Annotated in this window: 11 protein-coding genes, 1 rRNA gene and 1 riboswitch; of the genes, 9 read left to right on the top strand and 3 right to left on the bottom strand. The window is 44.0% G+C overall.

What is annotated here, in order from left to right; genetic code table 11:
* The first annotated feature begins 2 nt into the window (after nucleotides 1–2).
* The 3 genes from L4D09_RS11910 to cysQ all read left to right on the top strand — a co-directional run bounded on the left by L4D09_RS11910 (nucleotide 3) and on the right by cysQ (nucleotide 2321).
* Nucleotides 3–761, top strand: a complete 759-nt coding sequence (locus L4D09_RS11910) for a type II secretion system protein N (protein ID WP_428457727.1) — start codon at nucleotides 3–5, stop codon at nucleotides 759–761.
* A gap of 166 nt (nucleotides 762–927) precedes the next feature.
* Nucleotides 928–1479 (top strand): ADP compounds hydrolase NudE, encoded by a 552-nt coding sequence (gene nudE / locus L4D09_RS11905; protein WP_428457726.1) that lies wholly within the window; start codon nucleotides 928–930, stop codon nucleotides 1477–1479.
* A gap of 8 nt (nucleotides 1480–1487) precedes the next feature.
* Nucleotides 1488–2321: a 3'(2'),5'-bisphosphate nucleotidase CysQ gene (cysQ, locus tag L4D09_RS11900; RefSeq protein WP_428457725.1), complete on the top strand. Its 834-nt coding sequence runs from the start codon at nucleotides 1488–1490 to the stop codon at nucleotides 2319–2321.
* A gap of 78 nt (nucleotides 2322–2399) precedes the next feature.
* Here cysQ and sthA read toward each other — a convergent pair whose 3' ends face one another.
* On the bottom strand, nucleotides 2400–3815 hold the full coding sequence (sthA, locus tag L4D09_RS11895) for a Si-specific NAD(P)(+) transhydrogenase (protein ID WP_428457724.1): 1416 nt from the start codon (nucleotides 3813–3815) through the stop codon (nucleotides 2400–2402).
* Between the two features lie 305 nt (nucleotides 3816–4120).
* Between sthA and fabR the strand changes: the two genes are divergently transcribed.
* Both fabR and L4D09_RS11885 read left to right on the top strand, forming a co-directional pair.
* A complete protein-coding gene (fabR, locus tag L4D09_RS11890; protein WP_428457723.1) occupies nucleotides 4121–4753 on the top strand; it encodes an HTH-type transcriptional repressor FabR in 633 nt (210 codons plus the stop codon).
* A 24-nt stretch (nucleotides 4754–4777) separates the two neighbouring features.
* The gene (locus L4D09_RS11885) at nucleotides 4778–5143 is read left to right on the top strand and encodes a YijD family membrane protein (RefSeq protein ID WP_428457722.1); all 366 of its coding nucleotides are present in this window, start codon (nucleotides 4778–4780) and stop codon (nucleotides 5141–5143) included.
* A gap of 87 nt (nucleotides 5144–5230) precedes the next feature.
* Here the strand turns inward: L4D09_RS11885 and trmA are convergent, their stop codons facing one another.
* Entirely contained in the window at nucleotides 5231–6337 is a 1107-nt protein-coding gene (gene trmA / locus L4D09_RS11880) for a tRNA (uridine(54)-C5)-methyltransferase TrmA (protein WP_428457721.1), read from the bottom strand.
* Nucleotides 6338–6484: 147 nt separating this feature from the next.
* Nucleotides 6485–6711, top strand: a riboswitch (cobalamin riboswitch).
* Between the two features lie 43 nt (nucleotides 6712–6754).
* On the opposite strand from trmA, the gene L4D09_RS11875 reads away from it, so the two are divergent.
* The 3 genes from L4D09_RS11875 to murI all read left to right on the top strand — a co-directional run bounded on the left by L4D09_RS11875 (nucleotide 6755) and on the right by murI (nucleotide 10182).
* Complete coding sequence (locus L4D09_RS11875) at nucleotides 6755–8599, top strand: TonB-dependent receptor domain-containing protein (RefSeq protein ID WP_428457720.1); 1845 nt, start codon at nucleotides 6755–6757, stop codon at nucleotides 8597–8599.
* Between the two features lie 51 nt (nucleotides 8600–8650).
* Entirely contained in the window at nucleotides 8651–9319 is a 669-nt protein-coding gene (locus tag L4D09_RS11870) for a Dph6-related ATP pyrophosphatase (protein WP_428457719.1), read from the top strand.
* 74 nt (nucleotides 9320–9393) lie between these two features.
* The gene (murI, locus tag L4D09_RS11865; protein WP_428457718.1) at nucleotides 9394–10182 is read left to right on the top strand and encodes a glutamate racemase; all 789 of its coding nucleotides are present in this window, start codon (nucleotides 9394–9396) and stop codon (nucleotides 10180–10182) included.
* Here the strand turns inward: murI and L4D09_RS11860 are convergent.
* Nucleotides 10151–10606, bottom strand: a complete 456-nt coding sequence (locus tag L4D09_RS11860) for an RNA recognition motif domain-containing protein (RefSeq protein ID WP_428457717.1) — start codon at nucleotides 10604–10606, stop codon at nucleotides 10151–10153. The two genes, murI and L4D09_RS11860, sit on opposite strands and share 32 nt — an antisense overlap.
* 491 nt (nucleotides 10607–11097) lie before the next feature.
* Here L4D09_RS11860 and L4D09_RS11855 point away from each other — a divergent pair.
* Nucleotides 11098–11488 (top strand): 16S ribosomal RNA (locus L4D09_RS11855); the annotation flags it as partial.

Raw genomic sequence — 11488 nt, 5'->3', positions numbered from 1 at the left:
ACGTGAAATATAAGATATTGCTAGGCACATCTTTTAGTGCGGTTTTAGTGGCCAGTTTGGTGGCGCATATACCTGCGAGTTGGCTATGGCAGCAAGCCCCAAAGGTACAGGGGCTTGACGTTTCAGGGGTGTCAGGAACACCGTGGCAAGGGACAGCAAGCCAAGTGCGTTGGCAAGGTATGAACTTAGGTCGCCTACAGTGGGATATGAGAGTATTTTCATTGTTAACCGGGAAAGTAAAGCTGGATGTTCGCTTTGGCCAAGGAAGCGAAATGAACTTGGCGGGCCGAGGTATGGTTGGGTATGGCTCATCGGGACCGGTCGCTGAAAATTTATTAGTCTCACTACCGGCTCGGCAGGTAATGAATTATGTGCCGATGACCGTACCTGTAGCCATTACAGGTAACCTAGAGCTTACACTGCGTAACTATCAGTTTGCCGCGCCTTACTGTTCTGAACTTGATGGCGCATTAGCGTGGACATCTGGCGAAGTCTCATCCCCGCTTGGTGCGATAAACCCAGGCCCAGTCATTGCCGATTTGAGCTGTGAGCAAGGTAGTCTTGTCGCTCAGCTTGAGCAAGCCTCTGCTGACGTGTCAAGTGAGTGGACCGCAACGCTGTCCCAAGGGAATGCCTATGCCTTAACGGGGTGGTTTAAACCGGGCGCTGAATTTCCACCGCAACTTGCAGCGCAGCTTAAATGGCTAGGCAACCCTGATCCGAAAGGGCAGTACAAAATTAATAACAGCGGCCGCCTTTAGTTCGATATCGTTCTCGTCGCTTTACTACGTGAAAGCCTGACTTATTTTGTCAGGCTAACGTTTTATAGAAAAAAGGCTTTATTTCGATTACTCATTGCCATTTAATAGTCATAGTTGTTCCAATCGCTAGTCCTCATGGCAATTGGTAGTAAATACAGGAATTAGCATGGCTGCGAATCATAAAAAACCTGAAATTCTGGCAACGCATGTTGTTGCTCAGTCTCAGTTATTCCAAATTGAATCTCTAGAGCTTCGTTTCTCCAATGGGGTCGAACGAACCTATGAGCGAATGAAGCCATCAGGTCGACATGCTGTGCTGGTTGTGCCCGTTACACAAGAGGGGGATTTACTCCTGATCCGTGAATATTCTGCCGGTACCGACCGTTATGAACTTGGATTCCCCAAAGGGCTTATTGATTTAGGTGAGTCGGCAGCAGAGGCTGCGAACCGTGAATTGAAAGAAGAAATTGGTTTTGGTGCTAACCAGTTGCAACCACTGAAAGAGGTGGTGCTTGCCCCGTCGTATTTCTCCAGCCGTATGACGCTGTTTTTGGCTCAAGACTTATACCCAGAATCTCTCGACGGTGATGAACCTGAGCCATTGGAAATTGTGCGCTGGCCATTGAATCAAGCTGAAGAATTACTTAATCATTTAGATTTTGCCGAGGCGAGGAGCATCACTGCCCTTTTCCTTGCCCTTAAACAGTTAGCTAAATAGGAGCGGAAATGGATTTATCGAACCTATTACCCCAAGTTATCGATATTGCCCGAGCATCAGGTCAGGTTATTTTAGATATTTATCAGCGTGGCCAATTTGAAAAGCAGCTGAAAAGTGACAATACCCCTGTTACGAGTGCAGACTTGGCCGCCCATAAGTTAGTGGTCGCAAAACTATCAGAGTTAACCCCAGACATCCCAGTGTTATCTGAAGAAGATGCTGTCGTACCATTATCAGAGCGTGCTCAGTGGCAACGTTACTGGTTGGTTGACCCACTTGATGGTACGCAGGAATTCATTGCTGGGAGTGGTGATTTTGCGACAATTATTGCCTTAGTCGAGAATAACATGCCGATTATGGGTGTTGTTTATGCGCCTGTTTCTGGTGTTGTTTATTATGCTTATAACGGAAAAGGGGCATGGAAAACGACACCTGAAGGTGAAACGGTGCGTATTTCTACCCATAAGTATGAATTGCCGACTCAGTCTTTAGCTGTTGCGATAAGTCGTCGTCAAGATATTAGTATGATCACCAATCGGTTAGATCCTGCATTGAATTATGATTTAGTCCCTCTGGGTTCGGCTGCATTGAAGTCATGCCTTGTCGCTGAAGGAGCTGTTGATTGCTATCTACGCCTAGGGCCAACTGGAGAGTGGGATACGGCCGCGACACAATGCATAGTTGAAGAAGCTGGTGGACGGATTTTAAATACCCACTTAGCACCATTATCTTACAATGAGCGTGATACGTTGGAAAATCCGAATTTTATTACGTTAGGTGATGCAAACTTGCCTTGGGCATCTATTTTGACACCGGATAATCGATTACTCGAAGCCGAGTGAGCGAGATCTGTGCGATAAAAAACGGAGCTTATGCTCCGTTTTTTTGTTTTATTGCTTTCTTAGACGGTAGGGCGAAATCTAAAAGAGGCGGTTGAGTCCATTCAAAGCTGCGACTCGGAATGCTTCTGCCATTGTTGGATAGTTGAAGGTGGTATTAACGAAGTAATCGATATTATTCCCTTCTCCTTTTTGTTCCATGATGGCTTGCCCAATATGAATAATTTCAGCGGCTCGCTCACCAAAGCAGTGAATGCCTAAAATTTCTTTTGTTTCTCGGTGGAATAGCAGTTTTAAACTCCCTACTTCCGTGCCGGCGATTTGGGCTCGGGCAAGGTGCTTGAATTGTGAACGGCCAACTTCATAGGGTACTCGTTCGGCGGTTAGCTCTTGCTCCGTTTTACCGACAGAGCTGATTTCTGGAATGGTATAGATCCCTGTGGGAATATTCTCAATAAGGCGGCCTAATGCTTCACCGTTGGCAATGGCTTGGGCAACAAAGCGGCCTTGATCGTAGGCAGCACTGGCAAGGCTCGGGTAGCCAATAACATCACCGACGGCATAAACATGCTCAACCGCTGTACGGTAGTTTTCATTTACCTGGAGCTGCCCTCTCGAGTCAGGTTCGAGACCCACTTTGCTTAGGTTAAGTCGGTCGGTATTTCCCGTTCTGCCGTTGGCATATAGCAGGCAGTCTGCACGCATCTTTTTGCCTGACTGGAGGTGTAGGATCACACCATCTTTAGTCCCTTCAATTTTGTCATAGGTCTCGCCGTTGCGGATCATGACACCACTGTTCCAGAAGTGGTAAGACAGTGAGTCTGAAATTTCATTATCAAGAAATTCGAGTAATCGGTCACGGGTATTAATTAAGTCAACCTTGACCCCAAGCCCTCTAAATATTGAGGCGTACTCACTGCCAATAACCCCTGCGCCATAAATAATGATGTGGCGAGGATCATGCTTTAATTGAAGTATTGAGTCACTGTCATAAACCCTGTCGTGGGTAAAGTCGACATTATCGGGCTGATAAGGGCGAGAGCCTGTCGCAATCACAAATTTATCTGCGGTGTAATGTTCACGGCTGCCATCAGGCTTCTTTACACAAACAGTGTGAGAACCGGTAAAGCTGGCCTCGCCAAAGATAATTGAACATTGGTTACGGTCATAAAACCCTTGGCGCATTCGAGTTTGTTTATTCACGACATCTTGCGCATGCCCCAGAATTTGACTGAATGTACTATGGAGGCTGGAGTTATTTTTACAGTAAAGTGGGTTCTGGTTGTATTCGATGATCCGACTAACAGCATGACGCAAGGCTTTGGATGGAATGGTTCCCCAGTGTGTACATCCCCCCCCCACACTGTCTTCTCGTTCAATAATTGCTACATTGAAACCCGCTTTTGTGAGCCCCATGGCCGTCCCTTCACCGCCAGGTCCACTGCCGATAATAATCGCGTCGAAATGTTGATTGGCGGAATTTTTGCTTTTTGTCATGCTTGGCCTTTATTATCATTTTGGCAACATTGCGGTCTCGCCATTTTAACTTTTTATAAAAGCGGGTAGAATCAATCTTCTATGATAGATAGGCAATGATCACGTTGTTCAGGCAATGATGTGTGAAAAATCGGATGTATGTAGTGATTTTTCCGTTATGTGTGAGTTTGTGAGCTAGCAGTAAATCTGACCATTCGGTTTTGATTAAGTGTATGTCAGGAATTACTATGTTTTGATGACTATCAAAAAGCGCGTATAGTGGCAGTAACTTGGCGCAAGATAACTCAGAGAGAAGCAAGAAATTCATGGGTATTAGGGCTCAGCAGAAAGAAAAAACCCGCCGTTCATTGATTGATGCAGCATTTAATCAGCTGAGTGCAGAACGCAGCTTCTCGAATCTCAGTTTACGTGAAGTGGCGCGAGAAGCGGGCATTGCTCCAACGTCTTTTTATCGTCATTTTAAAGATATGGATGAGCTTGGGCTAACCATGGTTGATGAAGGGGGATTGATCCTTCGTCAATTGATGCGTCAGGCCCGTCAACGAATTGCAAAAGAAGGCAGTGTCATTCGTACCTCGGTAGAAACCTTCATGGAGTTTATCGAAAGTAGTCCGAATGTTTTTCGCCTATTGCTGCGTGAACGCTCGGGAACCTCTCCAGCTTTTAGGGCTGCTGTGGCGCGAGAGATCCAGCACTTTGTGGCGGAGCTTACCGAATATTTAGAAGCCAAGACTGGCGTAACACATGAAGAAGCTTATACCCAAGCTGAAGCATCTGTCACCTTGGTGTTTAGTTCTGGCGCTGAAGCGTTGGATCTTGATAACCATGCTCGTGCAGAGCATGCGGAAAGATTGATTATGCAATTGCGAACAATTGCAAAAGGTGCCTACTGGTACCGCAAAGAGCGTGAGCGTCGTGAGCTCAGGCAAAAACTCTAACTTCATTTTTGTTGGTGAAAGGATATGAACAAAGATCAAATTAAAGCTGAACGCAAAACGTTAGTGATGTCACTACTTGCAGGTCTATGTGGTAATGCCACATTATCTGTATTGACCTCTGGTGCCGTATCATTCTCTATTTTTCCTATAATTGCGTTTGCATTGGCAGTTTACTGCCTATACCAAGAATACCTAAATAAGCCAATGTCTGAAGGTACCCCGGCAATTGCCTTTGCCTGCTTCTTGGTTGGTGCGTTTGGTTATTCCGCTTTCTTGCGTGCTATGGCGCCTGAGATGGGCTCAAACTTTTTATCGCTAATGATCACCTTAGGTCTATTATTCTGGGTGGCTTATAAGGTGGGCTTGATGTCGACTAAGACAGAAGCTTAAGTATAAGTAACTTAGTTTTAATATAAAAAAGGCGCCTGAAGGCGCCTTTTTTATTATTTATGACCCGTCCTAAATAAGGTTATGAGCTTATTTGCGCTCAAGCAGTACACCTGCTTCCATATGGTGGGTGTATGGGAACTGATCAAACAGTGCAAAGCGAGTAATACGGTGTGTTTCACACAGTATATTTAGGTTTTCTTGCAAAGTGTCTGGGTTGCAAGAAATATACATAATACGCTCATAGCCTTGTACCATACGGCAAGTGCCTTCATCCATCCCCGAGCGAGGTGGATCAACAAAAATGGTGTTACAGTTGTAGCTCTTTAGATCGATGTTCTGGCTTTTCAATCGACGGAACTCACGTTTTCCTTCCATCGCATCCGTAAAATCTTCAGCCGACATACGGATGATCTGAACATTGTCGATGTTGTTGACTGCAATGTTGTATTGAGCGGAATCAACCGATGGTTTAGCCAGTTCCGTTGCTAGCACTTGCTCAAAGTTTTGTGCTAAAGCCAATGAAAAATTACCATTCCCACAATACAGTTCCAGCAAATCACCTTCACTGTCTTGGGTACAATCAACGGCCCACTCAAGCATCTTTTGCGCGACTTCACCGTTTGGTTGGGTAAAGCTATTTTCAACTTGCTTATACGTCAACGTTCGGTCGTTAACCTTTAGTTTTTCAATGACAAACTCTTGATCAAGTACAACTTTCTGCTTACGAGCTCGACCAATTAAATTAAGGTTGAAACCTTCATCATTTAGACGCTGTTTCAATGCTTTGGCTTCAACTTTCCACTCTTCATCAAGTTGGCGGTGATAAAGCATTGATACAAGAATTTCACCGCTTAAAGTCGATAAAAAATCAACTTGAAACAGTTTGTGGCGTAGCACTTGTATCGGTTTAAGTGCATCAACCAGCAGTGGCATTAAATCATTAATTAGGCGACTGGCGGCAGGAAATTGATCGACACGGTATTTTTCACGCGTTTCTTGGTTGAACATGACGTAAAACAGATCTTCGCCTTCGTGCCACATGCGAAATTCTGCGCGCATACGGTAGTGTTCGGCTGGCGAGGAGAACACCTCAAGCTCAGGGGTTTCAAAATCTGCAAAGATATTTTGAATACGCGCTGCTTTTTCATCTAGCTGGTTTTGGTATTCAGCTGGATTAATCGCGGTGGATGCCATGTCGTTGCCTCAAACTGCTCAAAATAAGAGCGGAGATTTTATTGCATTGTTGACCGATGTCCAGTGCTAGCTCAGATAAAAATGGTGTTATTGGCTATATTTCACTATCAACCGTAAACGGAGGTAGACATTTGCTGTAATGATTATTAGCATCCTGAGTGCGCTGGTTAGCCTGATAGCAGGCAAAGGGAATACGGTGAAAATCCGTAACTGACGCGCAGCGGTGATAGAGAACGAAAGCACATGGACGTAAGTTCCGAACACTGCTTCTACCTAATTGCGCAATGCAGTTGCTTGAAGTGGGAAGTTGTTGCCTAGGTGGTTACTCAACCTTGCTCTTAAGTCCGAAGACCGACCAGTGTACCGAGTAGGAAAGAGCCTGCTCAGTAATAAACGCGACTTAAGGTAATTAAAATAATGAAAAAAACACTATTAGCAGTGGTGTTGGCGCAAGTGTGCCTGCCATCTATGGCATCTGCAGAATCGACAGATGAAGTCATGGTGGTAACCGCCAACCGTTTCGAACAGCCCATCAAAAATGTCATAGCTCCCGTATCGGTAGTAACAAAAGACGAAATTGAAGCTATCCAAGCAAAATCCCTTGCTGAAGTATTACGCCGTTTACCAGGGGTACAGATATCCTCGAATGGTGGCTATGGGCAATTAACAACAGTTACCGTAAGAGGCAGTAAGAATGTTCTGATTATGATGAACGGAGTACGTCTTGGTAGTGCAACAAGTGGTGGAGTGAACCTTGGTCAGTTGCCATTAACTGGTATTGAGAGCATCGAGTTTCTTCGTGGTACTCGTGCTGCGGTATACGGAGCGGATGCTACAGCAGGCGTTATTAATATTATTACCACCACCCAGCCTGGAGATACGCAAGGCCAAGTTGCAGCTGGCCTAGGTAGTGATGGCTATTACCAAACGAAAGGCAGTGTTGCGGGAAATATATCAGAAAGATCTTGGGGGAAAATTGCTGCAAACTTCGAAACTGCAGATGGCTTTGATGTTTCTGATTTCTCTTCGGGTGCATGGGGCATTGACCAACCTGATGATGATGGTTTCAAAAATATAGATGTCCTTGGTGAATTAGGTTTTGTATTTAATGAGCAGTGGAAAGCTGTAGTTAATGCTTACTACCACTCCGGATTTGCGGAATATGATGCTTCAAGCTCTCCTGGAAATGATGAAGCGGATTATGTTCTTTATAATATTTCAGGACAGTTGTCATATAGCTCAGAGCATCTTGCATCTTCTTTGTTACTTGCAACTAACCGTGATGAAGGTGAAAACAAAGGTGGTGGCACCCCTGGCAGCACGATTGTTACGGATCGAATACAACTGAATTGGAATAACAGTTATCAGTTTTCAGACCAATATTATTTGGGTTTTGGTTTAGATCTTGTTGAAGAAAAAGTTTCAGATTCCAAGTTGTGGGATAGCTGGACACAATCATTTAAATCTTATGATCAAGAGAGCCGTAGAAATGATGCTGGATATATTTCATTACTACGAGATGCTGATGACATTCAGTTGGAAGCGAGTGTTCGTTATGATGATAATGAGCATTATGGCTCTTATACATCATGGCAGCTAGGTGCTGGATGGCGCTTTGTCGACAATATGAGAGTTACTGCAAATGCTGGAACAGGTTTTAAAGCTCCAACCTTTAATGACCTATACTGGCCTGACTATGGTAATTCTGAATTAGAGCCTGAAGAGTCTGAAAGCTATGAAGTTGCACTTGAAGGTTCTCATTCTCTGTTAGATTGGCGTGTCGCTTTATACGATAATACGATTAGTAATCAGATCCAGAACCAAGGTAAAGGTGAGCAACTGGAAAATAATGATGTTCGTATTAAAGGACTTGAGCTTACGGCAAACTTTATGACTGGGTTTATTGCTCATGACCTATCATTTGACCTTATGGATCATCAAAACCAAAACGATGGAAAAGATTTAGTGCGCATTCCTAATGAATCATTCAAGTGGAATGCTAGTTACTTAGCTAATGATTATCAACTGGATTTAAGCTATCTCTACCAAGGTACAGCACGTGATACTAACTTTAATTTCCCCGGAGAAGATCTGGAATTAGACAGTTACCACCTTGTTGATATTGCTGCAAGTTACTTCATTACTGACGCATTAACGCTACAAGGGCGTATTGCGAATCTATTTGATGAAGATTATATGACCGCTTATGGTTATAACTCCGCTGAACGCAGCTACTACGCAACAGTAACCTATCAATTCTAAGAATGTTGAAAGCCACCTGCTGGTGGCTTTTTTTATGAGAAGTATTTAATCATGAAGCCAATCAAAACCATTGTTAGCTGGTCATCAGGTAAAGACTCCACACTGACTTTAATCCGGCTACTTAACAACCCGAGTTATGACGTTGTCGGTTTATACACAACTTACCTCAATGATGAAGTGCCGTTTCAAGCGACACCAATGAGTGTAGTGAGACAGCAAGCTCGCTTGGCTGGTTTGCCATTAATTGAAATTCCACTACCTGAAGTTTTTCCCGCTAATGAGATATATCAGTCGTTGGTCATTGAGGGTATAAGGGCAAGTGGGCTCGGAGTTGAAGCTGTCGCTTTCGGCGACATGTTCTGTAATGGTATTGCGGAATACCGTCGTAGCTATATAGAACCAGCGGGTTGGCAGTGTGTATTCCCGTTAATGGGGCAAGAAAGCCCTGTGTTGGCACAAGAGATCCTCGACTGCGGGATAAAAACAATGGTTGTTACTGTTGATACTAACCAATTAGATGGCAAGTATTGTGGGGCATGGTACAGCCGTGAATTTATTGAAAGCTTACCAGCCGGTGTTGATCCGTGCGGTGAGGATGGTGAGTTTCATACGTTAGTCATAAAAGCGCCTTGCTTTAACGATGAACTTGTTATTGAACCTCGAACTATCGAACGGAAAGGCCGATTTCATCACCAACGATATCAATTAGCAGAGAAATAACGACTAGATACTTTTCGATCAGACTATATTCACAGTATTATGAGCTCTATCTTGCAATGAAGGTGTAATAGACAGTGAAGCGGGTACTTATATTTGACTCTGGTGTTGGTGGGTTATCAATCTATCAAGAAATTTATAGTCAGTTACCGCAAGTTCAGTATGTCTATGCATTTGATGATGCGGCTTTTCCTTATGGTGAATTACCAGAGCAGGAACTTATTAGCCGTACTGAGCATATCGTTAAGCTTTTAACTGAGCGCCATCAAATAGACCTAGTCGTTATCGCCTGCAATACCGCAAGTACAATCGTATTACCTGCATTGAGAAGCTTGCTTTCAATTCCCGTAGTTGGTGTTGTGCCTGCGATTAAGCCAGCAGCGCTGAACAGCCAGAAAAAAGTGATTGGCTTATTAGCGACACCTGCAACCGTGAAACGGCAATACATCGATACTTTAATTAGCCAGTTTGCAAGTGACTGTGAAGTACTACGTATTGGTTCTACACGCTTAGTAGAAATGGCCGAAGAGAAACTTCGAGGGCAACCAATCTTTATTTCAGAGCTGAAGGACATATTGTCACCCTGGGCAAACCAAGTTGATAATATTGTTTTAGGGTGTACTCACTTTCCATTAATTAAAGATGAGATATTGATGGCTTTAGGAAGTGGGGTTGATGTTGTTGATTCAGGTAAAGCTGTGGCCAATCGGGTAAAAGCGCTATTGGGCAACATTGAAGATAGCCATACACCAATTGTAAACCTTACATACAACAGTGCCGCAGTTGAATGTTCTGCGGCACTGAATGTTAGTTTTGCGAAATTAAAGCTGAATACTATTCAGTCTCTTCATTTTCCCCGTTCTTAGGTTCATTTGCTTCACGTACTTTGAGTGTTCGCTGGCCATACTCTTTATTGTTTAGTTGCTCAATAGCATGTTCCGCATCTTTGCTATTAATCACAACAAAACCAAAGCCGCGTCTTTTCCCGGTGCGCTTATCTTTCATTAAGCGTACCGCGAAAACTTCCCCGTACTCTGCGAATAACGTTTTTACTTCACTTTCATTTGCACGATAAGGAAGGTTACCAACGTAAAGGGTCTTACTACTTTGAGAGTTATCTGCCTGCGTATCTTTAGGCTGAGAAGAAGCTAGAAGTGGAAGTGCGATACCTGTACAGACGGCACCAAGGGCAAAAGCAATGCCAGCTAGAGGAGAAAAGAAACTAAAAAGGATACCTCCAACTACGGCAACAGCGAGAATCGGTATTAAGTTTTGATTGGATAATTTCATATAAAGGCTACATCGTCATAAAAAGTAAAAAAGAAGGCGTTATAGGTTATTTTAACAACAAAGTCACATTGATATTACTTTCATTGACTTGGAATTACTAGTAAGTGAATGTGACGATCCTCTAATGTTTAATTTAGAGGCGTTTATCTCACATTAGTTGAAATAACCATCAGGTGATAATTTTTTATAAAAAAAGGCTTGTCAGACTGACTGAACTCTCTATAATGCCGCCTCACTGACACGGAGAACGGCAACTTAAGCCGCTAACCAGTCAGTTTGTTCTTTAACAATTTGACCATGCAATCTGTGTGGGCACTCGTGAAAAAGTTAAGTCAAAAGATTTATCAATGAACTGAGTGACCAATACAAGGTAACGCTATCTCTTGTAGATAACGAAGCTTTGGCACAGTCAATTCGAATGTCATGACTAGCTTCTAGTTATTGATGTTCAATCAGTATTCGTTGAGCCGGTCGAGAGACCACAAAAATTCTAATTGAAGAGTTTGATCATGGCTCAGATTGAACGCTGGCGGCAGGCCTAACACATGCAAGTCGAGCGGCAGCGACAACAACAATCCTTCGGGGGCGTTGTTGGGCGGCGAGCGGCGGACGGGTGAGTAATGCCTGGGAATATGCCTTAGTGTGGGGGATAACTATTGGAAACGATAGCTAATACCGCATAACGTCTTCGGACCAAAGAGGGGGACCTTCGGGCCTCTCGCGCTAAGATTAGCCCAGGTGGGATTAGCTAGTTGGTGAGGTAATGGCTCACCAAGGCGACGATCCCTAGCTGGTTTGAGAGGATGATCAGCCACACTGGAACTGAGACACGGTCCAGACTCCTACGGGAGGCAGCAGTGGGGAATATTGCACAATGGGGGA

It is taken from the genome of Photobacterium makurazakiensis, from assembly GCF_050336715.1.
GTDB lineage: Bacteria > Pseudomonadota > Gammaproteobacteria > Enterobacterales > Vibrionaceae > Photobacterium > Photobacterium makurazakiensis.
The sequence above is the reverse complement of the archived record's forward strand: the minus strand, read 5'-3'. Positions and strand labels throughout refer to the sequence as shown.

Excerpts from the sequence above, each read along its gene's own strand:
- cysQ (WP_428457725.1), top strand. The coding sequence starts at position 1,488 with ATGGATTTATCGAACCTATTACCCCAAGTTATCGATATTGCCCGAGCA.
- L4D09_RS11860 (WP_428457717.1), bottom strand. The coding sequence starts at position 10,606 with ATGAAATTATCCAATCAAAACTTAATACCGATTCTCGCTGTTGCCGTA.
- L4D09_RS11870 (WP_428457719.1), top strand. The coding sequence starts at position 8,651 with ATGAAGCCAATCAAAACCATTGTTAGCTGGTCATCAGGTAAAGACTCC.
- nudE (WP_428457726.1), top strand. The coding sequence starts at position 928 with ATGGCTGCGAATCATAAAAAACCTGAAATTCTGGCAACGCATGTTGTT.
- fabR (WP_428457723.1), top strand. The coding sequence starts at position 4,121 with ATGGGTATTAGGGCTCAGCAGAAAGAAAAAACCCGCCGTTCATTGATT.
- sthA (WP_428457724.1), bottom strand. The coding sequence starts at position 3,815 with ATGACAAAAAGCAAAAATTCCGCCAATCAACATTTCGACGCGATTATT.
- trmA (WP_428457721.1), bottom strand. The coding sequence starts at position 6,337 with ATGGCATCCACCGCGATTAATCCAGCTGAATACCAAAACCAGCTAGAT.
- L4D09_RS11885 (WP_428457722.1), top strand. The coding sequence starts at position 4,778 with ATGAACAAAGATCAAATTAAAGCTGAACGCAAAACGTTAGTGATGTCA.
- L4D09_RS11875 (WP_428457720.1), top strand. The coding sequence starts at position 6,755 with ATGAAAAAAACACTATTAGCAGTGGTGTTGGCGCAAGTGTGCCTGCCA.